The organism is Nitratireductor sp. GZWM139 (genome assembly GCF_030068685.1).
GTDB lineage: Bacteria > Pseudomonadota > Alphaproteobacteria > Rhizobiales > Rhizobiaceae > Nitratireductor > Nitratireductor aquimarinus.
On record NZ_JAMQML010000002.1, the window covers coordinates 136,540 to 162,328 of the forward strand.

The following is a 25,789-nucleotide window of genomic DNA, read 5'->3' on the forward strand; positions in this document are numbered from 1 at the left end:
ACGGATCTCACCACAATGATGGGCTCTTGTTGGTTAAATTAGATCTCGCCCGATTTATGCGGCAATTGATATTTTATAAGGTCGTTTATTGCGACTCAGGAGTCGGTTTAATCTGATTTCTGCAATAAATTGGCAGTGTCGAGTAAATGAAGCTATACCTGATAAACCTTCGCAGGGCAGAAGATCGCCTGGCGCTGCTCCGCGAGCGTTTCGGGGCGGCGGGGCTTGAGGTTACGCGCGTCGAAGGCGTCGACGGCAGATTGCTGGACCAGTCCGAGCTGGATCGGCACATTTCCGGGGAAGGGCGCTGGGGACGGCTGACGCCGGGCGAGGTCGGCTGTTTTCTGAGCCATCGGGCCTGCTGGCGCGCTCTGCTTGAGGATGGCGGGCGCTTTGGCGCTGTCTTTGAGGATGATGTTCTGCTTGGCGAGAATGCCGGCGCGGTTCTGGGCGACACTGCCTGGATCCCCGAGGACGCGGATATCGTGAAGATCGAGACGACCGCATCCCGTGTCTTTTTGGACGCAGAAGCCCGTGGCGCTGTCGATGGTCGAGCGCTCCATCGTCTGCGTTCATCGCACTATTGCGCGGCGGGTTACATCGTCTCGCGCGATTGCGCGCAGAGGCTTCTGTCGCAGAGCGAAGCATTCTGCGAGGCGCTGGACGATTTTCTCTTCAGTGGTCTCTCGCCGGTCTTCAAGTCATCGAGGATCTATCAGCTTTCACCGGCGATCTGCGTTCAGCAATGGGAAACGACGGGCGACGGCAGAACGCATGACCCGCACACCAGCATTGAAGGGCGCGACGACAAGGTGAAGCGCAGGCTGCCGCCAGGCGAGAGGCTGCGCGAGGTCTGGGGTAAGGAAAGCCGGACGCTGACAAACAAACTCATGGGACTTGCCGGTAAACGCCGGCGGCAGGTCGTGGAGTTCCGTTAAGATGCAGGATCCGTCTTCCTGGCTTTCCAGCCGTGATCAGATCGCACCTGATTGGCGAGACCGCATTTTCGTGTTCTGGCTGGGGCCAGCGGAGCTTTCCGAAACGCGGCTTGAGGGGCTGCGAACACTGACAACAAGCGAATGCAGGGTCCACCTCGTGACCGAGCAGACGCTTGCGAGCTTTGTTCTGCCCGGACGGCCCTTCCATGCGGCGTTCGCGTTTCTTTCGCCGATCCACCAGTCCGATTATCTGCGCGCCTATTTCATGCATCATTTCGGCGGCGGCTACACGGACATCAAGCGCTGCCACGCTTCATGGAAACCCGCATTTGAGGCAATCGAGCGGGAAGAAGCGCTTGGCGCGGGATATGGTGAAGTGCCGGGTGGCACGGCGCGTTTCCATAAGTCGAAAATCGCGGGCCAGCGGTATTTTCTGGATAGGCCGGCCGGTGCGCTGGAGATGGCCTGGCGCTATCGCAGGACAAAGCGGCTGCGTGGGCATGTGATCGGCAACGGCGCTTTCATCTTCCGGCCTGACACGGAACTGACCGGTCGCTGGCTTTCGATTGTCGAAAAGCGGCTGGATATTCTTCTGCCGCATCTCAAGGCCAATCCCGCGCGATACCCGAAGGAAGTGCCGGGCGTTGATTATGGCGACGGGCCTTCACGCTACCCGGTGCCGTGGAGCTTTCTGCTTGGGGATGTGCTTGCGCCGCTCACGCTCGAATATCACCGGCGCATTCTGCAACTGGTGCCTGCGCCCGATTTCGAAAACTACGAATAGCAATGCCGGGTAAGTGCAGGAAGTCGCGATATGCAGCTTCCGCGTGCCTAGTCTATGGCGACGAGGCCTTCGTCCTTGACCTGGCGGATGGTGAGCGCGGTGCGCACCGTGTCGACATTGGGCGCGGAGGTTAACTGCTCGATCACGAAGGTCTGGAAGGTGGTGAGGTCCGGGGCCACGCAATGCAGCATGAAGTCGGAATCGCCTGACACCATCCATGCGCGGCGCACGATTGGCCATTTGAGCGTGCGCTCGGCAAACGTCTTGAGCTCCGTCTCGGACTGGTAATGCAGCCCGATGAGGCAGAACGCCACCACGTCGAGACCAAGGGCCGGTGAATTCAGGAGGGCGCGGTACCCCTTGATGATGCCGCTCTCTTCGAGCCGTTTGACACGGCGAAGACAGGGCGGGGCGGAAATGCCGACGCGCCGCGACAGTTCCACATTGGTCATTTTGCCGTCGGCCTGAAGCTCGCGCAGAATTTTCCAGTCGATTGCGTCAAGATCGGCCTGTAGCGGCATTGTGTTTCCCAATTCTGTTGCCATATCGCCGTGCGTCCATCTCGGCGCACAAAGGACGATCTACATTTTACTGGAGCATCGGAACAGCCCGAAAAGCGGAAACGCCCCAGCGCGCGAGAATCTCTCCTGCACGCAGACCGAAATTAGGGCATGCGTCATGGCAAGCCAAGCAATGCATTTGTTTGCGACGGGCTCTATCCACCGTGTTTGAGGGTATGCAGACTGCGATAAACAGCGGTAGCGGCGTTCGGTAGCTGTTGGAAACGCATTCCTCGCCTTGCACAATCGGGTGGTGAATACTTAGATCATGTCACCGAATTGTCCGGATGGTGGCCTAATAGGTCGGCCGTCCAAAAAATGCGTATCGTTGGCGGGTGGCTGCTTTGATGCGCGCAGAGCCAGAATTGCAGCCGGCAAGCGACCAGATGTCAGCTTCTGCGGGCCATCGAGGAAGAAAGGATTCACTCCATGTCACGTCGTCATGCACCCGTTCTCATCATTGGTTCGGGTCCGGCCGGATACACGGCCGCCATCTATGCGGCGCGCGCCATGCTGAAGCCTCTTCTCGTTGCGGGCATGGAGCAGGGCGGTCAGTTGATGATCACCACCGAGGTGGAGAATTATCCGGGCTTTGCCGATCCGATCCAGGGCCCCTGGCTGATGGAGCAGATGCGCGGCCAGGCGGAGAATGTCGGCGCGGAAATCGCCAACGACCTGATCGTGGAAGCGGATCTTTCCTCGCGCCCCTTCCGGCTCAAGGGCGATTCCGGCACGGAATACACCTGTGACGCCCTCATCATCGCCACAGGCGCAAAGGCGAAGTGGCTTGGCCTGCCCTCCGAAGAAACCTTCATGGGCTTCGGTGTCTCGGCATGCGCCACCTGCGATGGCTTCTTCTATCGCGGGCGCGACGTCGTGGTGGTCGGCGGCGGCAATACCGCGGTCGAGGAAGCGCTTTATCTTTCCAATCTCGCCAAGACCGTAACGCTGGTTCATCGCCGCGACGAACTGCGCTCCGAGCGCATTCTGCAGGAGCGCCTGCTGGCGAAAGAGAATGTGAAGGTCATGTGGGACACGGTGATCGATGAAATCACCGGCACCCCGGCCAAGCCGCCAATGCCGGCATCGGTAACGGGCGTGCGCCTCAAGAATGTGCATTCGGGCGAGGTTTCCGAGCTGGCAACGCATGGCGTGTTCGTGGCCATTGGCCATGCGCCGGCGGTTGAGCTGTTTGAAGGCAAGCTGAAGCAGAAGCCGAATGGCTATCTCTGGACGCAGCCGGGCACGACACAGACCGATGTGCCGGGTGTGTTTGCAGCGGGCGACGTGGCCGACGATGTCTACCGCCAGGCGGTCACGGCGGCGGGCCTTGGTTGCATGGCGGCGCTTGAAGCGGAAAAATACCTGGCGGCGCTGGAAACAGAAAAGGCGGCTGCCGAATAGAGCGGGAACAACACGCAACGACAGCCGGGCGGCAACGCCCATAACGGTACGAGCGCCTGACAGAGGAGAACGAGGCGTTGGACTGGGACAAGCTCAGAGTTTTTCACGCTGCCGCAGAGGCTGGCTCGTTTACGCACGCCGCTGAGATACTGCATCTTTCGCAGTCGGCGATTTCGCGCCAGGTGAGTGCGCTGGAGCAGGAAGTGGGCGTGCCGCTTTTCCATCGGCACGCGCGCGGCCTCGTTCTGACCGAGCAGGGCGAGATGCTCTACCGCACCGCGCATGAGGTGCTGATGCAGCTCGAAAGCGTGCGCGTACGGCTGACCGAGGCGAAGGATCGCCCATCCGGCCTGTTGAAGGTCTCCACCACGGTGGGGCTTGGCACGGGCTGGCTGACGGAGCGTCTGCCGGAGTTCATCGAACTCTATCCGGACATCGAGTTGCAGCTGATCCTCGACAATGAGGAGCTGGATCTGACCATGCGGCAGGCCGACTGCGCCATTCGCATGCGTCAGCCGCAGCAGCCGGATCTCATTCAGCGCAAGCTGTTCACCGTGCATTTCCACCTGTTCGCATCGCCATCCTATGTGAACAAGCATGGCAAGCCGTCGTCGATCGCGGATCTGGACAAGCACCGGATCGTGACGTTTGGCGAGGCAGTGCCGCCGCATCTGAGCGACATGAACTGGCTGGAGACCGCTGGCCGACCGGAGGGCCAAAAGCGCCAGACAGCGCTTCAGATCAACAACATCCTGTCGATCAAGCTGGCCGTTCAGCGTGGTGCCGGCATCGCGATGCTGCCTGATTATGTGGTCGGCAAGAGCAACGATCTCGTGCAGCTTATGCCCGAAACGGCGGTGCCATCCTTCGACACCTATTTCTGCTATCCGAACGTGATGAAAAATCAGGCAAAGCTGCATGCCTTCCGCGATTTCTTGATTTCAAAATCGCGTCATTGGGCATTTTGACGCAGTATTTCCAAAGAAATACGGCGTGTCATGCAAAATTGCATGGGTGAATTGCAAAATCATGTGGTTGTTATTTAGGCGGCGATTGCCCATATGAGAAGCACTCCCGGGGGCGTTCTCCTCCCATTTGCCCCCGCGAGTGTTCCCCTCTGGAGGTTTCGCCTATATGGCACTTCCAATGACTAAGCCGGATCTCTTTTGATCCGGCTCTTTTTTTATCTGCACCCCAAAACCGCGATTGTCAGCGATAGAGCTGTTCGTTTTCGAGCCCCGCATAAAGCGCGGCAACCTCTTCGCCATAGCCGTTGAAGAGCTGCGTGGGCACGGTCTCGCCCGTGTGGAGGACACGCTCTTCCGCCTGGCTCCAGCGCGGATGCGGAACCTGCGGGTTCACATTGGCCCAGAAGCCGTATTCGCTGGCCGCGATCTCTTCCCAGAAGCTGACGGGCCGCTTTTCCGTGAAGCTGATCCGCCGGATCGATTTGATGGACTTGAAGCCGTATTTCCAGGGCAGGGCGAGGCGCAGGGGCGCGCCGAACTGTTTTGCAAGCGGCTTGCCATAGACGCCCGTCACCATGAAGGCGAGGTCGTTGGCCGCTTCCTCCATCGTGACGCCTTCCACATAAGGCCAGGGATACCAGACCTGTTTCTGTCCGCCGGCAACGCTCGGGTCGTTGAACGTCTCGAAACGCACATAGCGGGCGGCTGAGAGCGGACTGGCGAGCGCCACAAGGGCGGAAAGCGGAAAACCCGTCCACGGCACGGTCATCGACCATGCCTCAACGCAGCGATGCCGGTAGAGACGTTCTTCCAGCGGCATGCGTTTGGCCAGATCCTCGAAGGCGATGGTCATGGGCTTTTCCACCAGACCGTCGATCTCGATGTCCCACGGATGGGTGGGCAGCGCCTGTGCGGCGCGCGCGATCTGCTTGTGGGAACCGAATTCGTAGAAATTGTTGTAGGCGCTGCTGACGTCTTCCGGCGTCACGTCACGTTCGATCGTGTAGGCCGTGTTGCGCTCTGCCGGATAAAGCGCGGCGGTGCGGCCTGCGGCGTCATCCCCGCCCTGCGCCCGTGCCATCCCGGGCAGCAACCCGGCGCCGGCAATCGCGCCCATGCCAAGCCCCAGCCCTTTCAGAATGGTCCGGCGGTTGGCGAAAACGTCTTCCGGCGTGGCCGCATGTTCGGCGACCGCCCAGCGCGGGCGGCGGTGGATGGCGGGCATGGCTTTCTCCAGCTTGCTTTTCCAGTTTGTCCAAGTGGTAGGGCCAGATGCCCGCCTGTCAAAATCACACGACTTCACGATTGTGTGCCGCAGGGGCTGAAGCCCTGCGGCTGTTGCCGCTTACGCCGCCTTCCCCTGCGCGTTCATTGCGGCGTCTGCCAGCCGCCCCGTAAGCTCGGCCATATGATCGAAGCTTGCGCGATAGCCCGCCACGCCTGCCGTGGCCGAGCGCAGTTCGATGATCAGGTCGCCTGTCTCCGATGCCGGGATCATCGCTTCCACCACGTCCCAGCCGTTCCAGCCGGGGCGCGCGTCAAAACCGAGGATCTGCCCGCGTCGCTGAGAGAGGATGGCGGTCACCCGCGCCGTCGCATCGGACGGCGTGTGAACCTCCACCTTGAGGATCGGCTCCAGCAAAACAGGAGAACAGTCGCCAAGCCCTTCTTTCATGGCCAGCCTGCCGGCAAGCTGGAAGGCCATGTCGGAGGAATCGACGCTGTGATAGGAGCCGTCTGCAAGGTTCACCGCCACATCGATGACGGGAAAGCCAAGCGGCCCGCATTTCAGATAATCGATGACGCCGGCTTCCACGGACGGGATGTACTGCTTGGGCACCACGCCACCGGTGATCGTGTCGGTGAACTCGAAGCCCGAGCCGCGGGGCAGGGGGCGGATATCCAGAACCACATCGCCGAACTGCCCGTGCCCGCCCGACTGCTTCTTGTGGCGGCCACGCTGGGTGGTGTTTTTGCGGATCGTCTCACGGTAGGCGACGCTGGGCGGGGCCGTGGTGATCGGCACCTGGTATTTGCCTTCCAGCCGCTCGCGGGTGACGCGCAGGTGCATCTCGCCCTGGCCGCACAGCACCGTCTCTCCGGTTTCCTGCCGCTGTTCGAGGCCAAGTGCTGAATCTTCCTCCGCCAGCTTCTGCAGGCCGAGCGAGAGCTTTGCCTCGTCCTTTCTGTCGCCGGGCCGCACAGCCATGGAGTAGACGGGCTGAGGCGGCTCAAGCGCGATCAGCGGCGCAATCGGCGTCTTGCCCGTGGTGAGCGTATCGCCTGTCCGCACGTCGTCCAGCTTGCCGAGAGCAACCGTTTCGCCGGCCTGTGCGCTGGCGACCTTGTTCTGCTCGCGGCCAAGCAGCGTGTAGATGCCCGAGACCTTGTCGGATGCCTTCTCGTTGCGCACTTCCGTTCCGTCGGTGAGCGTGCCGCACAGCACGCGCGAGACCGAGAGCTTGCCGCCATGGGGCGTGTGGATGGTCTTCATGACCTGAAGAACCGTGTCGTCCGTCTCCTGCAGGCCAAGACGCTCGCGGGTGGCTTCGATGTCGGGTGAATCGTGCCGGATCGACTTCAGCAGCCGCAGGATGCCATTGCCCTTTTCCGCCGAGCCGATGAGAACCGGCGTAACACTGCCGTCGCGCAAATCGGCCGCCAGATCGTCGAAGATCGCATCGCGCGGCGGTTCGATCTCTTCGAGCAATTGCTCCATCAGCTTGTCGTCGTGGTCGGCCAGCGTCTCCAGCATGGAGAAGCGGGCCTCCACCTCGCGCGCCCTGTCGTCGTCGTCGATGGGCGCGATCTCGCTGCTGGCGTGTTCGCGGTAGATGTAGGCGCGCTCAAGCGCCAGATCGATGGAGCCGATGACAATGCCGTCCTTGCGCAGCGGGATCTGGCGCAGCATCAGCGGTGTGTCGCTGGTCGGCTGCAGCATCTTCAGCATGTCGCGCACGCCGAGCGTGGCATGCTCGATCTTGTTGAGAAAGATCATGCGCGGAATGCCCAGCTCGTCCAGCCGGTGGAGGGTGAGCTGAAGGGCGGCGATCTTCTTTTCGTCGGGTTCCGTCACGACGATGGCCATGTCGGCAGCCGCCAGAACGGGATCGGCCTCATGGGCGAATTCAATCGAGCCCGGGCAGTCGACGAAGGTCATGCTCTCGCCCAGAAACTCCGTCGTGGCGATGCTCGCCTCGACGCTCATCTGGTGCTCTCTGGCCTCTGCCGAATGATCGCCGACTGTCGCGCCGGAGCCGGTCGCGGCCTGTTTCATTATGGCGCCGGTACGTTCCAGAATGGCTTCAAGAAGGGTGGTCTTACCGCTTGCAAACGGACCGACAATGGCGATGCATTTCGGTCCGCGGCTTCTTTCTCCCGAGCGTGTTCCCATGGCTGGCGGTCTCCTGTCACGCGTTTCACCCACACGTTTCATGAGCGGCGGCCGGCCTCGGCGGCCGTCGCGCGGTCGTGGCGCGTTGACGGATGATCAGGAGCATTCTGCGCCCTTGAGAAACCCGTGCGTGGCATCTGCATGCCGGAGCGCCGACGTTCTCCGTGAAAATATCGTCACACGGCTGCGGGTTTTGGGCAAGGGGCGTCAGGCCGAGAGAGCTAGCGCCCGACGTTCAGTGAGGCCGGGCGCTTCTCGAAAAGGGGGCAGAGGCTGCGGTTTTCCCAGATAATAGCCCTGAAAGCGATTGCAGCCGGCCGAGCGGGCCAGCCGGAACTCTTCCTCTGTTTCGATCCCCTCCGCCACGATGACGAGATCCTGAATGCGCGCGATCTGGGTGAGGGCGGAGACGAACACCTGGGCGATGCGGTCATCGTCCAGATTGTGAATGTAGCTGCGGTCGATCTTGATCGCATCGATGGGCAGCGTCTTGATGTAGTTGAAGCCGCAGTGACCCGTGCCGAAATCGTCGAGCGCAATGTGGAAGCCCATCTCGCGCAGCCGAACGATGCGGGCGATGATCTCCGGCGTGGCGGCGGTGGCCACGGTTTCGGTAATCTCGAGAATGAAGCGGTTGGCCTGCGCATCCGTCTCCTGCAGAACGCGGTCCAGCATGTGCACCAGACCATCACGCTTCAGCTGCTCGCCCGAGACATTGATGCTGATGCGGTTGTCGGGGAAGCGGTGCAGATCGAGGCAGGCCCGGCGGAAAACCCATTCGCCGATCATGTCGATCAGGCTTGACCGTTCGGCAATGGGGATGAACTCGCCCGGCGATATCATTCCGCGCACCGGGTGTCGCCACCGCACAAGCCCCTCCACGGCCGCGCGGTTTCGCTCCGTGTCGGTGATCACCTGATAGTGCAGCTCGAGTTCGTTGAGGTAGACAGCCGCCCTGAGTTCACGCTCGAGAAGACGGCGCTGACGTTTCTCCGACAGCATGTCCGGATCGAAAACCGTCACCCTGCCGCGTCCTGCGCCCTTGCTTTCGTAAAGAGCCAGATCCGCCAGAAGTGGCAGTTCCTTGTGGCTGCTCGCGTGCTGTGGCGCGACGGCAATGCCGATGGAAGCGCTGAGCGGCACCTGATGTCCTTCGCAGGCGCGCCCGTCCTGCAGCATGGCAAGCAGCTTCTGGGCGCGCGTGCGGCAGCGGTTGAGGTCATTGCCGTACATCAGGATGGCGAACTCATCGCCGCCCAGTCGGCCAATGGCGCAGTCGGGAAAGCAATGCCGCGCGCAGGCGACCAGATGCGCAAGCGCCTCATCGCCAAACTGGTGGCCGAAACCGTCATTGAGCTGCTTGAAATGGTCGAGATCGACGAGCAGGAGCATGATGCGTCGCGGCTTGGACAGCGTGCCGATGCTTGCGCTCAGTTCGTCAAGAAAACGGCCGCGTGTGAGCGCGGTTGTCATGAGGTCGGTTTCGGTGACCCTGTGGCGCTCGGCTTCGATGCGCACGGCATCCTGAAGCTGCTGTGAAACGGTGCGTCGCAGATAGGTGAGCAGGGCCAGGCCTGCGACACTGAGCACCATGCAGGTCAGCAGCAGCCAGGTCGTGAAAGCGCTTTCCTCAGGCGGCGCAAAATAGGCGATGGCCACCATCGCCGTCGCCGAAATCAAAAGCGCTTGAACGCCGCTGTAAAACCGTTCGCCATTACGCTGCACGGTGGAGAGGATGCTCATGCCCCCGCTTTCTCCCCAAGGCCCCTGGAGACGGAGAGAACAATACGAAACTCTAAGGGGGCGTTAAGAATGTTGCGCGGCAAAAAAGATATTTTGCCGCGCAATCAAAACACCCCCTAAGGCAATTACTTCAGCGATGCGGTGAAGCGCTGAATCCGGTTGCAGGCTTCTTCAAGAAGCTCTTCCGACGTGGCGTAGGAAATGCGGAAGTTCGGGCCAAGACCAAAGGCCGAACCATGCACCACTGCAACGCCCTCGGCTTCCAGAAGCTCGGACACGAAGTCTTCGTCGGTCTCGATGACCTTGCCCGAAGGCGCGGTCTTGCCGATCAGCTCGGCGCAGGACGGATAGACGTAGAATGCGCCTTCCGGCACCGGGCAGTTGATGCCCTTCGCCTGGTTGAGCATGGAAACCACCAGATCGCGGCGGCCCTGGAAGATCGCCTTGTTTTTGGTGATGAAGTCCTGAGGACCGTTGAGCGCCTCGACGGCGGCCCACTGTGCGATGCTGCATGCGCCCGAGGTCTGCTGACCCTGGATCATGTCCATCGCCTTGATGAGCTCGATGGGGCCGGCCGCATAGCCGATGCGCCAGCCGGTCATGGCATAGGCCTTGGAGACGCCGTTCATGGTCAGCGTGCGGTCATAGAGCTTCGGCTCCACCTCGGCGATGGTGAAGAATTTGAAGTCGCCATAGGTGAGGTGCTCATACATGTCGTCCGTCAGCACCCACACATGCGGATGCGCCATGAGCACGTCGGCGAGCGCCTTGAGCTCGGCTTCGGTGTAGGCTGCGCCCGACGGGTTGGACGGCGAGTTCATGATCAGCCATTTGGTCTTCGGCGTGATGGCTTTTTCAAGCGCATCCGGCGTCAGCTTGAAGCCATTGTCGATGCTGGTCTCGGCGAAGACGGGCGTGCCGCCACAGATGGAAACCATCTCGGGATAGCTGACCCAATAAGGGCTCGGGATGACAACTTCATCGCCGGGATTGAGCGTCGCCATCATGGCGTTGAATAGGATCTGCTTGCCACCGGTGGCGACGATGGTCTGCTTCCAGTCATAGTCGAGATTGTTCTCGCGCTTGAACTTGGCGGCAATCGCCTCGCGCAGCGGCTGGATGCCGGAGACCGGCGTGTATTTCGTTTCGCCGCGATTGATCGCGTCGATGGCTGCATTCTTCACATTGTCCGGCGTGTCGAAATCCGGCTCGCCTGCGCCAAGACCGATAACGTCGCGGCCCTGCGTTTTCAGTTCGCGCGCTTTCTGGGAAACCGCGATGGTAGCGGAGGGTTTTACGCGTGAAAGGGCATCGGCAAGGAAAGCCATAATGGAAGACTCCGGTTCCTGTGAGATTTTACGCTGAGGATCAGCGTTTCCCTTCTTGTCCGATCACGAGCAAAATCGCAAGCCGCCAGCGAATTTGCAGCGTTAAACCAGTCGTTAACCGCGAATAAAGGCTGGGGTGCCATTCTGCCGGGATTGAATGACGACTTGCAAGGAAGCGCAGAATGTCGCGCAGCATCGGCCTGGCCCACATCGTCCGACAGGCGGACGCAAGTGCAGTGGGTGTCTGGGGTGGCTACACATTAAGAACCGCCTTCCAGCCGATCTTCTCCTTTCGCGGTGGACGACTTCTGGTGAGCGCCTATGAGGGGCTGTTGCGCCCTTTTCGCGATGGCCAGCCCGTGGGGCCGGGCATTTTCTTCTCCAGCATTCCCGAAGTCGACCGTTTTCACGTGGAGACGCTGGCGCGAACCGTGCATCTTCTGAATGCCGGTGTATGCCTGAACCGGGGGGCTTCCCTGTTCGTCAATTTCGACCCGTCGCATTTCGTGGATGCTGCTTCTGCGACAATCGCCCTGCGGGACATTCAGACAGTGCTGGCCGAGGCAGGCGTCGAGCCGCACCGCGTGGTCTGTGAGATCACCGAGCAGGAAACCGGTTCCGATGCGTCCCTGCTTGAGTTTGTGCGCGCCCTGAAGGGCTTTGGTTACCGCGTGGCGGTGGACGATTACGGCGCCGACAATTCCGACATGAAGCGGATTGAGGCTCTGGGACCGGACATCGTGAAGTTCGACGGGGCGTGGACGGCGCGCCTGCTCGCTTCCGCCTCGGGCGTCAGCCTGCTCACCGACATGGTCAGCGCGTTTTCCGAAAAAGGCATTCGCACGGTTTTCGAAGGCATCGAAAACGGCGAGCAGCTTCAGCTGGCCGAGCGCTGTGGTGTTTCGATGGTGCAGGGTTTTGCGCTGGCGAAACCGCAGCTTGCGCCGGGTGCGTTCGATGAATTCGAAGTCGCGCGCGAGACTGCGCGCAAGGAAATCCTTTCCAATGCAGCGGCCCGTCTGGAGCGGAGCAAGCCAGCGGATGACACTTCGTCTGCGCCTGCTGCGCGTGCAAGGCGCACATTTGGCCGGCGCGGAGCGTGATGTCATGGGAGCCGTGACTGTCCCCGGCGCGCCTGCCGGATCCATCATCGCCGATGAAATCGGTCTGGAGACAGGATTCCATGGAGCCTACCGGCTGAAATCCTTTTATCAGCCGGTCTTCCGTGTCTCAGGCGATAGCCTTGAGCCGGAGGCGCTGGATGCCTGCGCAAAGCCAATGCTCGATGGACGGCCCGTCGAGACAGAAATGTTCCTGCTGTCGGTCGCCCCGGAGCGCGAGCGGCAGGTGCGAACGCTTTGCAGTCTCCTGCACATTGGAAACTGCCACCAGATGCGTGAGGACGGTCTGTCGCTGCATCTGGGGTTCGACACAGAGCGGCAGAGCGACGCGGATGCAATGAGCCATCTTGCCTTCATGCTCGCGCGGCTTGCGCAGACCGGCGTTGCGCCTCAGGCGCTTGTCTGCGGTTTCCGGGCTGCTCCGGATCCGCTGGCAGAAGTGTCGGAGCGCCTTCTGGAGACAATGCGCAGCAGCGGTGTGCGCTTGTCGGTCGATGGTTTCGGACCGGGGCAGAGCGCGCTTGAGCGCGTCGAGAAGCTGCGGCCTGAAATCGTCAAGATTGATGGGAGCTGGTTCCGCCGGATCGCGCCCGTTGCGCCTGCCAGACGCCTCCTTGCAAAGCTCGTGCAAGGGCTGAAGCGGCAGGGAGCCAGCGTTCTTGTGAAGGGTGTGGAGACACCCCCGCAGCTCGAAGCGGCGCTGGATGCCGGGGCAGATCTGGTGCAGGGCGATCTGCTTGCAAGGCGGGCAATGGCCGGATCGGTGCAGGAGCTTGGCCCACTCGAAATCGACCGCTTTTTCCGGGATCCTGAAAAGGTTGTCGTTTCATTGCGTTAGAGCATCGGGCCGAAAAGTGGAATCCGGTTTTCGGGCACCCCGATGTTCCATCACGGGCCTGTATCGTTCCTTGGCCTCCAGAGAAGCGACCGGCGATCCAGGCCCGGCTTGCACCGGGCCTGTGACTGAGAGCAGCTACGCGCCTGCCTTGTCCCTTGCCGGCGGTGCATCATAGGCGTCGTTCTCGCCATAGGCGGCGGTGGCGGACGCCAGATCCGTCGTGCCTTCCCGATGGTTCTGCATCAGCACGATGCTTTCTGATGCCTCCGGTTTTGCAATGCGCGAGAGCATGGAGGCAAACTGTTCGTTTCTCTGCACCTCGACTGCGGCGCGTCTTGCCCATGCTTCAACAGCTATGTCGTCATCGGCCTTTGCCGGTGCGAAGCTTCCGGAACTCGCCTGATATGTGGAGGGGCCGCCGCGCGCATGTGACGCTGCCGCTGGCTGCGCGCCCGGTCTTGCGCCTGATGCCGGTGTGCCGGACGTGTCCGCCGCCGCCGGCGACTGGCTGGTTCCACCCTGTGCTGGCGTGGCGGAAGACGGTTCGGAAGTGGAGGGCGCGGGGGGCGGGGCCGGTGGCCTGGAGGTGTGTCCGCCAATCAGCGGCAGATTCAAGATATTGCCGAGCAACAGGGTCTATCCTCTTTTCTGGTCGATGCGTTTGGGCGGTTGGTTGCGCCCGTTGTTCTCTTGCTACCAGAGGAGGATTTTGAAACCGTGTCTGCCTTCTCTACAATTTGATGAAAAAGCCCTTCTTTCAGGGCTTTCCTGTTGTTCAGGCCGCTGCCTGAGAGTCAATATCCGGACGCTGGCTCGAAGCGCTTCCGGCTTTTGCTGCATTCGTGCTGGCATGTTTGCGCACGACACGCAGGACGGCATTCAAGAGGTCAACGTCGATGTAATACAGCTGGGAGAGCTCGGCGGGGACCTGATCGAGCTTTATGCCACTGGACAGGAGGCGTTTGACCTCCGCAACCATCTCGGAAGGTTCGGTCAGGCGGTCCTTGATACCGTTGTCGGTTGAATGGCGCATGGAATTCTCGTCGGTTTGAATGACACTGACGCAAAAGAGACCCAACGCTGAACAAGAATACCGCCAAGAAATCGACCGATTGGCGGCAAGATTGTGGCTGTCCCCACTAACCACCGGGACCGCCAGAATCGCTGTAATTATGCGCGACCTGTGTTTGTGCGCAAGAGCAAGATTCAACCAGAGGCTAGGGCCCTGACTCTGGAGCCCGGCTAGAATGAGAATGACGCCTGGGCTGGCTCCGCATTCGGAGAGCGGGCGTTCTCCATGGCCAACATCTTCTGCTTGGTGGCGATGCCGCCATGAGCCGAAAATCCGCCGATCTTGCCGCCGGCCGCCAGAACACGATGGCAGGGTATGATGAGCGGCATGGGATTGCGCCCCATGGCTGCGCCCGTTTCTCGGGTGGCCCTGGGAAAGCCGACGCTCTCGCAAAGCGCGCCATAGGTCGTGGTCTCGCCATAGGCGAGCCTGCGCATGGCCGTGTAGAGCGTGCGGTGAAACGGGCTGATGCCCGAGAGATCGAGGGGAAACCCGGAAAAGTCCTCTTCGCTTCCCGCGAAGTAGCGTTGCGCCGCCGTCACGAGTTCTGCCACCGCGCCGGATGGGGTGGAAGTCGCGGCATCCGGCAGCCGGGCTTTCAGCTGCTGCTCAACCGCGTCAGGCTCTGGCGTTGGCAGGACAAAGCGCACGAGGCCGGCATCGCTCCAGCCCGCGCCGCAAAAGCCGAAGGCGGTTTCAAATACATGATGGCCGGGCACGGACATGGCGCTTCCATTCCGATCGTTTCGCGGCCCAGCTCTAACATGGATACATTCTGGCACGAAGAGTGAACGAAGGGTCACCTGACAAATGATTGCCTTACCCAAGGTTGCGCGATAGAAGGCGCGCGGGTGGGGACTCGTTGATCGAAGGAATGCGCCTTGCCTCTTTTCTCCCGTTATCTCGTTGCCGGACTTGTGATCGCGCTGCCGTCGCTGGCTGCATGCACGACCGCGGGGAGCGACGTTCAGGCGAAGACCGATGCCGCTGAAAGCCGTGCCGATGCACAGCTTGTGGCAAACAGCCTGGTGGCAGAGCAGGACGCCCAGATCAGCGATGGAGATGTGACGCCGGATGCCTTTGCGGGCCAGCGTCCGCCCAGCGCGGCCCTGACGGCGCTGGAGGCTGGCGGAAAGGTGTCGCCGGTTGCCCCGCGCAGCGCTGAGCTCGATGCACTGATCGCGCAATATGCGGGCATTTACGAGGTGCCCGAGCGGCTGGTGCGGCGTGTCGTCAAGCGCGAGAGCAATTTCAACCCGGCTGCCCGCAACCGTATCTACTGGGGTCTCATGCAGATCCGTCATGATACCGCGCAGACCATGGGCTACCGTGGGCCTGCTTCCGGTCTTCTGGACGCGGAAACGAACCTCAAATACGCGGTCAAATATCTGCGCGGCGCCTATATGACGGCTGACGGCAATGAGGATAAAGCCGTTCGTTTCTATGCAAGCGGCTATTATTACGACGCAAAGCGCAAGGGTATCCTTAAGGAAACCGGCCTGCGCAACTGACGTCAGCTGACGGCAAGAGATGTCAGCAAACCTGCCCGCTTCCCGCGAAATGCGGTTCAGGGCAATTGCTCATTGGTGTATTTCTCCGCGCTGTCGGATTCCGCCCCCCGGGTCCGTCTTGCAGCTGACAACAGGCTGCCGGAGGAACAGGCATGAACGATACTTTACCGGTTCAGACCGGTTCAGCGGCGCAGGACGCCGCGCAGCTCGCCATTTCAGTGCGCGGGCTGGTCAAGCGTTTCGGTGACGTCAAGGCGCTGGACGGGATCGACCTCGACGTGCCGCGCGGCATGATTTTCGCCATTCTCGGCCCCAATGGCGCGGGGAAGACAACGCTCATACGATTGCTGGCGACGCTTGCGCAGCCTGATGGTGGAACCGCGCGCGTCATGGGGCACGATCTGGCGACCGAGCCGCATGCCGTGCGCGGCGCAATCGCGCTGACCGGGCAGTTCGCCTCGCTGGATGAGGATCTCACGGGGCGCGAAAACCTGGTCATGCTGGCGCGGCTCTGGGGCTTTGCCGGGCGCACCGCAAAGGCGAGGGCGGATGAGCTGCTTTCCGCCTTCGAGCTTTCCGCTGCGGCGAAGAAGCAGGTGAAGTCCTATTCGGGTGGCATGCGCCGGCGTCTCGACATCGCCGCGTCCCTGATCGTAACGCCGGGTGTTCTCTTTCTCGATGAGCCGACCACCGGTCTTGATCCCAAGGCGCGCCAGGGTGTCTGGAAGATGATCCGCGCGCTGGCGAAGTCGGGCGTCACCATTCTCCTGACAACACAGTATCTGGAGGAAGCCGACCAGCTTGCCGCCCGCATTGCAGTGATCGATCACGGCCGCAAGATCGCCGAGGGCACGAGCCGCGAGTTGAAGTCGGCAATCGGCTCGGGCTTTCTGCATGTGGCCGTTGCCGATACGGAGCGTCTGGATGAGGCCGAGGCCATTCTGGAGCATGCGCTGGACGGTACGGCGCAGCGCAGCGCCGAGGGGGCGACGCTCTCCATCGTCGCCGGGTCTCCGAAAGCCGCCAATGAGGCAATCGCCAGGCTGCTTGCGGCTGGCATTGAACTTTCCGATTTCTCCATGGGCTCGCCCAGCCTTGATGAAGTGTTCTTCGCGCTGACAGGCCAGCCCATCGAAGAGGATGCACAGGGAGACGTGTCATGAATTCCGCCGAGACTGGTCCTGCCATAGAGACTGGCCCTGCCATGCTTTCCAATGTGGCGCGGCCGCCGCGGCCTTCGGCTATTGCAAATGCGCTGACCTTTGGCTGGCGGGCGGTGCTGAAATTCAAACATGTGCCCGAGCAGCTGTTCGATCTGATCATGACGCCGCTCATGTTCACGCTGCTTTTCACATTCGTGTTTGGCGGCGCTCTCGCGGGCTCGACCAGCGATTACCTCCAGTTTTTCCTGCCGGGCATTCTCGTGCAGACGGTGGTGTTCAATTCCGTCTATTCGGGCATGGGGCTTTCGACAGATCTGTCGAAAGGACTTTTCGAACGTTTTCGCTCACTGCCCATCTGGTCCCTTTCACCCTTTGCCGGATTGATGGTCGGAGATGTCCTGCGCCACACGATTGCGGGCCTCATCATCCTGACTGTCGGGCTGGTTTTGGGATATCGGCCCGAAGCGGGGCTGACGGGCATCGTCGCCTCTTTCCTGCTGCTTATCGCAATCGGGTTTGGCACGGGCTGGATCTTCATCGTGCTCGGGCTTCTGATCCGCACGCCGATGACGGTGATGACAATCGGCTTCACCTTCATCTTCCCGCTGGTCTTCGCCTCCAACATCATGGTGCGTCCCGAAACAATGCCTGGCTGGCTGGAGGCCTTTGTGGTCCGGAACCCGGTTTCGCATATGACGACGGCTTTGAGGGGGCTGATGGCGGGAACGGCCACAGGTGGTGAAGTGCTCCTGGCGCTTCTTGCACCGGCATTGCTGACGGTCGTTCTTTCGCCAGTCGTTCTGTGGCTTTACCGTCGCCGTTAGGCGGTGCATTCTTTGCGTGAGAGAATAGAGCGCGCCCTTTAGAAGGGCGCGCTCTGCTTCATTCAATCTGCCTTGGCCTTCACCTTTTGCGGGACGAGGTCAAACCCTTCGTCCTGATACTGGAAGAGAAGGCAGTCTTGGCCTTCAGCGCAACCGCTGAAGTGGTCCAGTCGTCCCGGCAGGAAGTAGAATGATCCAGCCGGATATTCTGTACGCTCGCCGTCGACCACAGCGTAAAATGTGCCCTGCATCACCACCGTCGAAATGTCCCGACTGTGATAATGATACGGATTGCTCTTGCCGGCCGGAAACAGGACGAGAGCCTCGTAAGGGCTCTCGCCTGCAAGGTCGCCCCGAACATTCGCGTATTTTATGCCACCCGAATCCGGGAGCTCGATCCATTCGAGTTCGGATACGGGAAAGGAAATCATCCTTTTCTTGATCAATGCCTGGTCCGTACAGGCTGCTATCACAGCCAGCATTGCCACAAGAGGCAGGGCATGTCTTGCAAAGCGCTTCATTTCAGAAAAGTCCTTGGTGCTTTAAATGTGTGCGCGGGGCCTTGAAATACGGAGCCCCGGATTCGCGCTCTAACGGGTTTTCAGAGCGAGAATGGCCTTCGTGTCGAGGATTTCGGCAAAGGTGTCGGAAAGCGTCACCAGCGATGCCTCGTGTAGAACGTCGTGGGAAATCACCTTGCCATCCGGTCCGGTGATGTCGCGTGTAGCGCAGGCGTCGGAGGCAACGATCACGTCATATCCGAGCGGAACCGCATCACGCGCCGCTCCCGAAACACAGGCATGGGTCATCAGTCCGGCAATGACGAGCGTGTCGATCCCATCCACCTTGAGACGGGCATCGAGATCGGTGCTTGGGAACACGCTGACGGACGTCTTGCAAAGGACATGATGATGCTTTGCCGGCTCGATTTCCGGGTGAAATGCGACCGTTTCTCCATCTTGCGCGAAGATTGGCGCACCTTTCGGCGTTACATGCTGTATATGATAAACAGCAATTTTGTTCGCGTCGGCCCATGCGATCAGCTCAAGCGCTTTGGACAGCGCTGCTTCGCCATTGGGGACAGGCATTCTGCCGGAAAAATATTCTTCTTGAAAATCAATAACAATAAGTGCGGTTTTTCCCGGATTTATCACCTCTTTCGGCGTGCTTCCTGTCATGGTTCTAATGGTCGGATGCAATGCTTCGGTCATCAATCTGCCTCTCGTTTACAGGTTCAGTTACGATAATTCGCTGCGTGATTACCAGTCGATTTGTAACGATCCGGAAAATCGTTTAACTGCCTTTCAGTCACAAGTGTCCCGGACGACAAAGAGCGATGGATTTGGGCCATGAAGGGGAGTGAAGGGGTGCACAGGATTGCGGTCGTGGCTTTTGAGGGGATCAGCCCGTTCCACCTTTCGGTGCCCTGCATGGTGTTTGCCGACGACCTGGCGCGCCTGACAGCGCCGCGTTACGCGTTGATCGTGTGCGCCGAGACACCGGGGCGGATCGGGACCACCTCGGGGATCTCATTGTTCGTGGAACACGATCTTTCGGCGCTTGAGACTGCGGATACAGTGATCGTACCGGCCTGGCCAGGGCCAGAGATCAGACCGCCTGAGGCGCTTCTCGAGGCTCTTCAACGCGCCCATGCACGCGGCGCGCGGCTGGTGGGGCTGTGCGTCGGGGCCTTTGTTCTGGCCGAGGCGGGCCTTCTCGATGGGCGGCGGGCTTCCACCCACTGGGTGTTTGCGGAGGATTTCGCCGAGCGCTATCCGCATGTGTTTCTGGATCGCAGCGTGCTCTATGTGGATGAAGGCGATGTTCTGACCTCGGCGGGAACGGCTGCGGCCATCGATTGCTGCCTGCATCTCCTGCGGCGTGACCACGGGGCAGAGACGGCCAATCGCGTTGCGCGGCGCATGGTGGTGGCGCCGCATCGCAGCGGCGGACAGGCGCAGTATATCGAACAGCCGCTGCACAAGACGCTTCAGGGCGATCTTCTGAAGGAAACGCTGGAGTGGGCCGCCGGTAATCTCAGCGAGCCGCTCTGCCTTGACCGTCTGGCCGCGAAGGCGGCAATGAGCCGGCGCAACTTCTCGCGCCGCTTTCGCAAGGAAACCGGCACAACGGTGTCGCAGTGGATTCTTGCGCAGCGGCTGGCGCTTGTTCAGCGCCTTCTCGAAACCACGGACAGGCGGATGGAAACCATTGCCGAGGCGGCGGGTTTCGGGTCGGCCGTCACCATGCGGCAGCGCTTCGTTGATGCGTTCCGCATTTCACCGATGGCCTATCGACGGCAGTTTCGCACTGCCGGGGCGGATGAGCGCGCGCTTCCATAAGGAGAGCAAGGCGCAGCCGCCTGTCATTTGCGGGCGGCTGCGTAGTGTTGCTTGCGGTTAGCCGAAATAGCTCTGCAGCGGGCGGACTTCTAGGCTGCCGGCCTTGAGCGCCAGAATGGCCTCGGCCACGGCTTCAGCGCCCGCCATCGTGGTGTAGTAGGGCACCTTCTGCATCAGCGTTGCGCGACGCAGCGACTTGGAGTCCGACATGGCCTTCTGGCCGTCCGTCGAGTTGAAGACGAGCTGGACCTGACGGTTGCGGATGGCGTCCTCGATGTGCGGGCGGCCTTCCAGAACCTTGTTGATCTTCTCGGCTTCGATGCCGTTTTCACGCAGGAAGCGGGCTGTGCCGCCGGTGGCCAGAACATGCCAGCCGGCATCGGCCAGACGCTTGACTGCCGGCAGGACGCGAGCCTTGTCGTCGTCACGCACCGACACGAACAGCGTGCCTTCGCGCGGCAGGTCGACGCCGGCGCCGAGCTGCGCCTTGGCAAAGGCGAGCGCGTAATCGGTGTCGAGGCCCATCACCTCGCCGGTGGACTTCATTTCCGGTCCAAGCAGCGTGTCGACGCCCGGGAAACGGGCAAACGGGAACACGGCTTCCTTGACGGCGATGTGGCCCAGCTCGCGTGCATCCGGCATGGAGCCGTAATGCGAGAAGGCGTCTCCCAGCGTCTCGCCGGCCATGATGCGGGCTGCGATCTTGGCAATCGGGCGGCCGATGGTCTTGGCGACGAAGGGCACCGTACGCGAAGCGCGCGGGTTGACTTCAAGAACGTAGACCTCGCCGTTTTTCACGGCGTACTGCACGTTCATCAGGCCGCCGACCTTGAGTGCGCGGGCTAGGGCTGCCGTCTGGCGCTCCAGTTCGCTGACCAGTTCGGCGTCGAGCCCGTGAACCGGCAGCGAGCAGGCGGAGTCGCCCGAATGAATGCCGGCTTCCTCAATGTGCTCCATGATGCCCGACACATAGGTCTGGCTGCCATCGGACAGGCAGTCCACGTCGATCTCGATCGCTTCGGTCAGATAGGTGTCGAACAGAAGCGGGTTCTTGGAGAGCAGCGTGTTGATCTGGCCCGTCTTGTCGGCCGGATATTTCTGGCGGATCTCCTCGGGCACGAGGCCGGGCACGGTGTCGAGCAGATAGGTCTGCAGCATCGTGTCATTGTGGATGATCTGCATGGCGCGGCCACCCAGAACATAGGACGGGCGCACGACCAGCGGGAAGCCGAGTTCGGAGGCCACGACACGGGCCTGCTCGACCGAGTAGGCGATGCCGTTTTTCGGCTGCTTGAGGCCAAGCTTGATAAGCAGCTTCTGGAAGCGGTCGCGGTCTTCGGCCAGATCGATCATGTCGGGCTCGGTGCCGAGGATCGGGATGCCGGCCTTTTCCAGCGCGTCGGCAAGCTTGAGCGGCGTCTGGCCGCCAAACTGCACGATCACGCCATGCAGCGTGCCCGCCGCCTGTTCGGCGCGCAGGATCTCCAGAACGTCTTCAGGCGTCAGCGGCTCGAAATAGAGGCGGTCGGACGTGTCGTAGTCGGTGGAAACCGTCTCCGGGTTGCAGTTCACCATGATCGACTCGTAACCGGCGTCGGCCAGCGCGAAGGCGGCGTGACAGCAGCAATAGTCGAACTCGATGCCCTGGCCGATACGGTTGGGGCCACCGCCAAGGATCACCACCTTCTTGCGGTCCGAAACGCGGGCTTCATCGGCCACTTCGCCCGCAAAGGGAAGCTCGTAGGTCGAGTACATATAGGCGGTGGGCGCCGCGAACTCGGCCGCGCAGGTGTCGATGCGCTTGTAGACGGGGTGCACGCCAAGCGAATGGCGTTGCTTTTGAATCTCTTCCGCCTCTTTCTTCGTGAGCGACGCGAGGCGTGCATCCGAGAAGCCCATGGACTTCAGCAGGCGCAGGTTTTCCGCGTCTTCCGGCAGGCCATGTTCGCGCACGCGCTCTTCCATGGCGAGGATCGCGGCAATCTGCTCCAGGAACCACGGGTCGATGCGGCACATCGTGTGCACGTCTTCAAGGCTGGTGCCGAGACGGATCGCTTCGGCGACCATGCGCAGGCGGTCCGGCGTGGGCGTGCCAAGGGCCGCGCGAATGGCGTTCTTGTTTTCCGACGGATCGCCATCGACGACATAGCCGGGGATCTCGATCTCATCGAGACCGGTCAGGCCCGTCTCAAGGCCGCGCAGCGCCTTCTGGAAGGATTCCGCGAAGGTGCGGCCAATGGCCATCACTTCGCCGACCGACTTCATCGCCGTGGAGAGAACCGGCTTGGAGCCCGGGAATTTCTCGAATGCGAAGCGCGGGATCTTGGTGACCACATAGTCGATGGACGGTTCGAAGGATGCCGGCGTCGCGCCGCCCGTGATGTCGTTCTCCAGCTCGTCCAGCGTGTAGCCGACGGCGAGCTTGGCCGCGATCTTCGCGATGGGGAAGCCCGTCGCCTTGGAGGCAAGTGCGGAGGAGCGCGACACACGCGGGTTCATCTCGATGACGACGAGACGGCCATTCTCGGGATTGACGGCGAACTGAACGTTCGAGCCGCCGGTTTCCACACCGATCTCACGCAGCACCGCAATCGATGCGTTGCGCATGATCTGGTATTCCTTGTCCGTCAGCGTCAGGGCAGGGGCCACGGTGATCGAATCGCCCGTGTGCACGCCCATCGGATCGACGTTCTCGATGGAGCAGATGATGATGCAGTTGTCCGCGCGGTCGCGAACCACTTCCATCTCATACTCCTTCCAGCCGAGTACGGATTCCTCGATCAGCACTTCCGTGGTCGGTGAGGCGTCGAGACCGGAAGAAACGATCTCGAAGAACTCTTCGCGGTTGTAGGCGATGCCGCCGCCGGTGCCGCCCAGCGTGAAGGAGGGACGGATGATTGCCGGCAGGCCGACGAAGTCGAGCGCCTGCGCGGCCACGCCCATGGCGTGGTTCATGTAGCGCTGCTTGCGGTCGCTCTCGCCGAGGTTCCACTCGTTTTCCAGATCGTCCAGGGCTGCGTCGAGCGCTTCGTCGGAGAGCGTGTCTTTCAGCTCCTGGCGCTTGACTTCGTGCTTCTGGCGGTCGGCGTTCTTGACGTCGGATGCATTGGCCAGCATCGAGCGCGGCGTCTCGAGGCCGATCTTGGCCATGGCCTCACGGAACAGCGAGCGGTCCTCGGCCTTGTCGATGGCGTCGGGCTGCGCGCCGATCATCTCGACATTGTAACGCTCGAGCACGCCCATGCGGCGCAGGCTGAGTGCGGTGTTGAGCGCGGTCTGGCCGCCCATGGTGGGGAGCAGCGCGTCGGGGCGCTCCTTGGCGATGATCTTGGCGACCACTTCCGGCGTGATCGGCTCGATATAAGTGGCGTCGGCAAGCTCCGGGTCGGTCATGATGGTGGCCGGGTTGGAGTTCACCAGAATGACTCGGTAGCCCTCTTCTCGCAGCGCTTTGACGGCCTGGGTGCCGGAATAGTCGAACTCGCAGGCCTGGCCGATGACGATGGGGCCGGCCCCGATGATCAGGATCGACTTGATGTCGGTGCGTTTGGGCATGGAAGTACACTCGCGCGTAGAAGCCGTCGCCGCACGGGCGGATGCCGCGCGCAGGCCGGGCAAAAAATTGTCGGGCTAGGCGCGCCTTATAGGCAATGGGCGGCCCTGACGGAACCCCGAAAATGACGATTTCAACGCGACCAGAGGTTACGAAGGCATATTGTACACGGCAAGTTGCGCTTGTGAGGGGCGGGTGGCACCGTATCGGAGCGGGGGACGCTCATTTCTGCTGCCCCGATTCTCGCAGGCGCGGCATCTCAAGCCGGCATCAAACCGTTGGGAACAGGCCATGGGCGCACATGAAGAAACAGCCACCTATCCGCCGCTCAACACGCTGAAGCCGGTGACGGAAAATCTTTGGATTGTTGACGGCCCCACAATTCCCTTTGGTCCGCCGGGTCTCAGAATGCCGTTCCCCACGCGCATGATGATCATCCGGCTGCGCGGTGGCGGTCTTTTCGTGCATTCGCCGACGCATATGACGGAGGATCTGCGTGCGGCCGTGGAGACGCTGGGGCCGGTTCGCTTCATCGTCGCGCCGAACCGCATCCATTACTGGTGGGTGCCGGTGTGGCGCGCTGCCTTTCCCGATGCCGAAATCTGGATGGCCCCGCGCATTCGCGAACAGGCCGGGGGCCACATCGACTTCCCGACACGCGAACTCACGGGCGAGAACGGCTATCCGTGGGATGATGAAATCCGCACCCTGCCGGTTGCGGGCAGCTTCATGACGGAGGTGGAGTTCTTCCACATCGAAAGCCGAACGCTGATCCTGACGGATTTCATCGAGAATTTCGAGCCGCAGAAACTCAACTGGTGGCGGCGCATCATGGCGCGGCTTGGCGGCGTTCTTGCGCCGCAAGGCGCGATGCCGCGCGACATGCGCCTCACCTTCGCCAGCCAGCGCCCCGCGTTGAAACGGGCCGTGGAAACGATGATCGGCTGGGGACCGGAGCGTGTCATCATTGCACATGGCCGCTGGTTCGAACGTGATGGTGCGGAAGCGCTGAAGCGGGCTTTCAGTTGGCTTCTGCGTTGACCGGACGGATTAGCGCCTCACCGCCTATGGTTGCTTTACTTGGGTGGAAAGCTTGGCTGTAATGCTGTCTTTGAAGCCTTCCGCGCTTCCCGCGCTTCCCGCGCTTCTGGAGGGCATCGGGGAGAGGAGCCAGCTTGATGGGAATGCGCGACTTGGGAATGTCAGGCATGAACCGCAGGCGCTTTATGGTCGGGGCAGGGGCCTTGGGAGCAGCAGGCCTGATCGGGCTGGAAGTGGCCGCAGAGCAGGTGCTCAAGGACATCAATGCGCTGAAGCCCGGTGAGTTCACCTGGCACCCGGACCGTCAGCCTTCAGGGCCGGTTGCAGTGGTCGTGTCGCTGCCGGAGCAGCGCGTGCATGTTTACCGCAACGGCATCCGCATCGCTGCCTCCACCTGCTCGACGGGCAAGCAGGGGCATGAGACGCCGACCGGTGTTTTCGTGGTTCTTCAGAAAGACAGGGACCATCGCTCCAGCACCTACAACAATGCGCCCATGCCGAACATGAACCGGCTGACCTGGTCGGGCATCGCGCTTCACGCAGGCAATCTGCCGGGATATCCCGCCTCGCATGGCTGTGTGCGCCTGCCGATGGCCTTTTCCGAAAAGCTCTTTGAGGTTACCCATCTGGGCACGCCGGTCATCATTTCCGGCGCGCATCAAGACCCCTGGGAATTGACGCATCCGGGCATGGTCCTGTCCGGTTATGCCGAGCATGAGTTCGAGAAGATCGAAGCCTCGCTGGACGGCAAGAAGCACCCGAAGGACTGGAGCGCGGCCGAGCAATATCCCGTTACCTCGGTGATTGCCTCATCCGCCGACCGGCGCATCATGCTTGTCGAGAATGGCCGCGTTCTGGCCGAGGGAGATCTGAACATCTCCGGGCGCGGGAAGCTTGGCAGCCACGCCTTTGTGCTTCACGGCGCTGATGGAGAGGCGCAGGGCATGAGCTGGTATGTCATCAGCCATGACAGTGGCGCGGATGGCAATTTCCAGCCCGAGCAGCGACTTCTGTCGCGGCTGACCACGGACAATGCCTTTTCAGCGGCCATGCATGACCGCATGCATCCGGGCATGGTGATGATTTTAACTGACGCCCCGCTTCATCCGGAAACACGTTCGGGCAAGGACTTTGTCATCATGTCCTGAGCCGCTTCGGATATGATTCTGACGGGAAACAATCTCTGGCGTTGTGGTGTATAAGCC

The 25,789-nt window shown here is 61.3% G+C and carries 22 protein-coding genes and 1 pseudogene; 12 read left to right on the forward strand and 11 right to left on the reverse strand.

Annotated elements, in window-relative coordinates:
* The first annotated feature begins 146 nt into the window (after nucleotides 1-146).
* Together NDI72_RS03100 and NDI72_RS03105 are read left to right on the forward strand one after the other, a co-directional pair.
* Complete coding sequence (locus NDI72_RS03100; RefSeq protein WP_283799555.1) at nucleotides 147-938, forward strand: glycosyltransferase family 25 protein; 792 nt, start codon at nucleotides 147-149, stop codon at nucleotides 936-938.
* A 1-nt stretch (nucleotide 939) separates the two neighbouring features.
* A complete protein-coding gene (locus tag NDI72_RS03105; protein ID WP_283799557.1) occupies nucleotides 940-1,722 on the forward strand; it encodes a glycosyltransferase family 32 protein in 783 nt (260 codons plus the stop codon).
* 47 nt (nucleotides 1,723-1,769) lie between these two features.
* Here the strand turns inward: NDI72_RS03105 and NDI72_RS03110 are convergent, their stop codons facing one another.
* The gene (locus tag NDI72_RS03110; protein ID WP_113155759.1) at nucleotides 1,770-2,243 is read right to left on the reverse strand and encodes an Lrp/AsnC family transcriptional regulator; all 474 of its coding nucleotides are present in this window, start codon (nucleotides 2,241-2,243) and stop codon (nucleotides 1,770-1,772) included.
* Between the two features lie 468 nt (nucleotides 2,244-2,711).
* On the opposite strand from NDI72_RS03110, the gene trxB reads away from it, so the two are divergent.
* Both trxB and NDI72_RS03120 read left to right on the forward strand, forming a co-directional pair.
* Nucleotides 2,712-3,686 (forward strand): thioredoxin-disulfide reductase, encoded by a 975-nt coding sequence (gene trxB / locus NDI72_RS03115; RefSeq protein ID WP_113155758.1) that lies wholly within the window; start codon nucleotides 2,712-2,714, stop codon nucleotides 3,684-3,686.
* Between the two features lie 77 nt (nucleotides 3,687-3,763).
* The gene (locus tag NDI72_RS03120; RefSeq protein WP_113155757.1) at nucleotides 3,764-4,654 is read left to right on the forward strand and encodes a LysR family transcriptional regulator; all 891 of its coding nucleotides are present in this window, start codon (nucleotides 3,764-3,766) and stop codon (nucleotides 4,652-4,654) included.
* Nucleotides 4,655-4,895: 241 nt separating this feature from the next.
* Here the strand turns inward: NDI72_RS03120 and msrP are convergent, their stop codons facing one another.
* From msrP to NDI72_RS03140, 4 genes are all read right to left on the reverse strand, one after another.
* Nucleotides 4,896-5,879, reverse strand: coding sequence for a protein-methionine-sulfoxide reductase catalytic subunit MsrP (msrP, locus tag NDI72_RS03125; protein WP_283799558.1), 984 nt, complete (start codon nucleotides 5,877-5,879; stop codon nucleotides 4,896-4,898).
* Nucleotides 5,880-5,999: 120 nt separating this feature from the next.
* On the reverse strand, nucleotides 6,000-8,048 hold the full coding sequence (locus NDI72_RS03130; RefSeq protein ID WP_283799559.1) for an elongation factor G: 2,049 nt from the start codon (nucleotides 8,046-8,048) through the stop codon (nucleotides 6,000-6,002).
* A 207-nt stretch (nucleotides 8,049-8,255) separates the two neighbouring features.
* Nucleotides 8,256-9,791 carry a putative bifunctional diguanylate cyclase/phosphodiesterase gene (locus NDI72_RS03135; protein ID WP_113155754.1) on the reverse strand — a complete coding sequence of 512 codons (1,536 nt, stop codon included), beginning with the start codon at nucleotides 9,789-9,791 and terminating at the stop codon, nucleotides 8,256-8,258.
* Nucleotides 9,792-9,916: 125 nt separating this feature from the next.
* Nucleotides 9,917-11,119: a pyridoxal phosphate-dependent aminotransferase gene (locus NDI72_RS03140; RefSeq protein WP_113155753.1), complete on the reverse strand. Its 1,203-nt coding sequence runs from the start codon at nucleotides 11,117-11,119 to the stop codon at nucleotides 9,917-9,919.
* A 182-nt stretch (nucleotides 11,120-11,301) separates the two neighbouring features.
* On the opposite strand from NDI72_RS03140, the gene NDI72_RS03145 reads away from it, so the two are divergent.
* Together NDI72_RS03145 and NDI72_RS03150 are read left to right on the forward strand one after the other, a co-directional pair.
* Nucleotides 11,302-12,222 carry an EAL domain-containing protein gene (locus NDI72_RS03145; protein WP_206548206.1) on the forward strand — a complete coding sequence of 307 codons (921 nt, stop codon included), beginning with the start codon at nucleotides 11,302-11,304 and terminating at the stop codon, nucleotides 12,220-12,222.
* Between the two features lie 4 nt (nucleotides 12,223-12,226).
* On the forward strand, nucleotides 12,227-13,078 hold the full coding sequence (locus NDI72_RS03150; RefSeq protein ID WP_283799561.1) for an EAL domain-containing protein: 852 nt from the start codon (nucleotides 12,227-12,229) through the stop codon (nucleotides 13,076-13,078).
* A gap of 135 nt (nucleotides 13,079-13,213) precedes the next feature.
* Here the strand turns inward: NDI72_RS03150 and NDI72_RS03155 are convergent, their stop codons facing one another.
* From NDI72_RS03155 to NDI72_RS03165, 3 genes are all read right to left on the reverse strand, one after another.
* Nucleotides 13,214-13,708 carry a hypothetical protein gene (locus NDI72_RS03155; RefSeq protein WP_283799562.1) on the reverse strand — a complete coding sequence of 165 codons (495 nt, stop codon included), beginning with the start codon at nucleotides 13,706-13,708 and terminating at the stop codon, nucleotides 13,214-13,216.
* Nucleotides 13,709-13,853: 145 nt separating this feature from the next.
* Complete coding sequence (locus tag NDI72_RS03160; RefSeq protein WP_113155749.1) at nucleotides 13,854-14,111, reverse strand: hypothetical protein; 258 nt, start codon at nucleotides 14,109-14,111, stop codon at nucleotides 13,854-13,856.
* 209 nt (nucleotides 14,112-14,320) lie between these two features.
* Complete coding sequence (locus tag NDI72_RS03165; RefSeq protein WP_206554215.1) at nucleotides 14,321-14,875, reverse strand: methylated-DNA--[protein]-cysteine S-methyltransferase; 555 nt, start codon at nucleotides 14,873-14,875, stop codon at nucleotides 14,321-14,323.
* A gap of 426 nt (nucleotides 14,876-15,301) precedes the next feature.
* Between NDI72_RS03165 and NDI72_RS22045 the strand changes: the two are divergent.
* The 3 genes and pseudogenes from NDI72_RS22045 to NDI72_RS03180 all read left to right on the forward strand — a co-directional run.
* Nucleotides 15,302-15,652 (forward strand): annotated as a pseudogene (locus NDI72_RS22045) (transglycosylase SLT domain-containing protein); the annotation flags it as partial.
* A gap of 161 nt (nucleotides 15,653-15,813) precedes the next feature.
* Nucleotides 15,814-16,824: an ATP-binding cassette domain-containing protein gene (locus NDI72_RS03175; protein WP_283799564.1), complete on the forward strand. Its 1,011-nt coding sequence runs from the start codon at nucleotides 15,814-15,816 to the stop codon at nucleotides 16,822-16,824.
* A complete protein-coding gene (locus NDI72_RS03180) occupies nucleotides 16,821-17,648 on the forward strand; it encodes an ABC transporter permease (protein WP_283799565.1) in 828 nt (275 codons plus the stop codon). The genes NDI72_RS03175 and NDI72_RS03180 overlap by 4 nt, the downstream gene beginning before the upstream one ends.
* Nucleotides 17,649-17,710: 62 nt before the next feature.
* Here the strand turns inward: NDI72_RS03180 and NDI72_RS03185 are convergent, their stop codons facing one another.
* Together NDI72_RS03185 and NDI72_RS03190 are read right to left on the reverse strand one after the other, a co-directional pair.
* The gene (locus NDI72_RS03185; protein WP_283799566.1) at nucleotides 17,711-18,169 is read right to left on the reverse strand and encodes a cupin domain-containing protein; all 459 of its coding nucleotides are present in this window, start codon (nucleotides 18,167-18,169) and stop codon (nucleotides 17,711-17,713) included.
* Between the two features lie 69 nt (nucleotides 18,170-18,238).
* Nucleotides 18,239-18,859, reverse strand: a complete 621-nt coding sequence (locus NDI72_RS03190; RefSeq protein WP_206994117.1) for a cysteine hydrolase family protein — start codon at nucleotides 18,857-18,859, stop codon at nucleotides 18,239-18,241.
* A 138-nt stretch (nucleotides 18,860-18,997) separates the two neighbouring features.
* Between NDI72_RS03190 and NDI72_RS03195 the strand changes: the two genes are divergently transcribed.
* Entirely contained in the window at nucleotides 18,998-19,990 is a 993-nt protein-coding gene (locus NDI72_RS03195; RefSeq protein WP_206543967.1) for a GlxA family transcriptional regulator, read from the forward strand.
* Nucleotides 19,991-20,047: 57 nt separating this feature from the next.
* Here NDI72_RS03195 and carB read toward each other — a convergent pair whose 3' ends face one another.
* Nucleotides 20,048-23,545 (reverse strand): carbamoyl-phosphate synthase large subunit, encoded by a 3,498-nt coding sequence (carB, locus tag NDI72_RS03200; RefSeq protein WP_113155742.1) that lies wholly within the window; start codon nucleotides 23,543-23,545, stop codon nucleotides 20,048-20,050.
* A gap of 289 nt (nucleotides 23,546-23,834) precedes the next feature.
* Here carB and NDI72_RS03205 point away from each other — a divergent pair, with 289 nt between their 5' ends.
* Nucleotides 23,835-24,584, forward strand: a complete 750-nt coding sequence (locus tag NDI72_RS03205; RefSeq protein ID WP_283799567.1) for a DUF4336 domain-containing protein — start codon at nucleotides 23,835-23,837, stop codon at nucleotides 24,582-24,584.
* 167 nt (nucleotides 24,585-24,751) lie between these two features.
* Nucleotides 24,752-25,732: a L,D-transpeptidase gene (locus NDI72_RS03210; protein ID WP_283799568.1), complete on the forward strand. Its 981-nt coding sequence runs from the start codon at nucleotides 24,752-24,754 to the stop codon at nucleotides 25,730-25,732.
* The last annotated feature ends 57 nt before the right edge of the window (nucleotides 25,733-25,789 follow it).

Coding starts and splice junctions, on each gene's coding strand:
- msrP (WP_283799558.1), bottom strand. CDS start 5,879: ATGCCCGCCATCCACCGCCGCCCGCGCTGGGCGGTCGCCGAACATGCG.
- NDI72_RS03180 (WP_283799565.1), top strand. CDS start 16,821: ATGAATTCCGCCGAGACTGGTCCTGCCATAGAGACTGGCCCTGCCATG.
- NDI72_RS03100 (WP_283799555.1), top strand. CDS start 147: ATGAAGCTATACCTGATAAACCTTCGCAGGGCAGAAGATCGCCTGGCG.
- NDI72_RS03160 (WP_113155749.1), bottom strand. CDS start 14,111: ATGCGCCATTCAACCGACAACGGTATCAAGGACCGCCTGACCGAACCT.
- NDI72_RS03185 (WP_283799566.1), bottom strand. CDS start 18,169: ATGAAGCGCTTTGCAAGACATGCCCTGCCTCTTGTGGCAATGCTGGCT.
- NDI72_RS03145 (WP_206548206.1), top strand. CDS start 11,302: ATGTCGCGCAGCATCGGCCTGGCCCACATCGTCCGACAGGCGGACGCA.
- NDI72_RS03210 (WP_283799568.1), top strand. CDS start 24,752: ATGAACCGCAGGCGCTTTATGGTCGGGGCAGGGGCCTTGGGAGCAGCA.
- NDI72_RS03135 (WP_113155754.1), bottom strand. CDS start 9,791: ATGAGCATCCTCTCCACCGTGCAGCGTAATGGCGAACGGTTTTACAGC.
- NDI72_RS03110 (WP_113155759.1), bottom strand. CDS start 2,243: ATGCCGCTACAGGCCGATCTTGACGCAATCGACTGGAAAATTCTGCGC.
- NDI72_RS03140 (WP_113155753.1), bottom strand. CDS start 11,119: ATGGCTTTCCTTGCCGATGCCCTTTCACGCGTAAAACCCTCCGCTACC.
- NDI72_RS03105 (WP_283799557.1), top strand. CDS start 940: ATGCAGGATCCGTCTTCCTGGCTTTCCAGCCGTGATCAGATCGCACCT.
- trxB (WP_113155758.1), top strand. CDS start 2,712: ATGTCACGTCGTCATGCACCCGTTCTCATCATTGGTTCGGGTCCGGCC.
- NDI72_RS03190 (WP_206994117.1), bottom strand. CDS start 18,859: ATGACCGAAGCATTGCATCCGACCATTAGAACCATGACAGGAAGCACG.
- NDI72_RS03195 (WP_206543967.1), top strand. CDS start 18,998: ATGAAGGGGAGTGAAGGGGTGCACAGGATTGCGGTCGTGGCTTTTGAG.
- carB (WP_113155742.1), bottom strand. CDS start 23,545: ATGCCCAAACGCACCGACATCAAGTCGATCCTGATCATCGGGGCCGGC.
- NDI72_RS03175 (WP_283799564.1), top strand. CDS start 15,814: ATGAACGATACTTTACCGGTTCAGACCGGTTCAGCGGCGCAGGACGCC.
- NDI72_RS03165 (WP_206554215.1), bottom strand. CDS start 14,875: ATGTCCGTGCCCGGCCATCATGTATTTGAAACCGCCTTCGGCTTTTGC.
- NDI72_RS03130 (WP_283799559.1), bottom strand. CDS start 8,048: ATGGGAACACGCTCGGGAGAAAGAAGCCGCGGACCGAAATGCATCGCC.
- NDI72_RS03205 (WP_283799567.1), top strand. CDS start 23,835: ATGGGCGCACATGAAGAAACAGCCACCTATCCGCCGCTCAACACGCTG.
- NDI72_RS03150 (WP_283799561.1), top strand. CDS start 12,227: ATGGGAGCCGTGACTGTCCCCGGCGCGCCTGCCGGATCCATCATCGCC.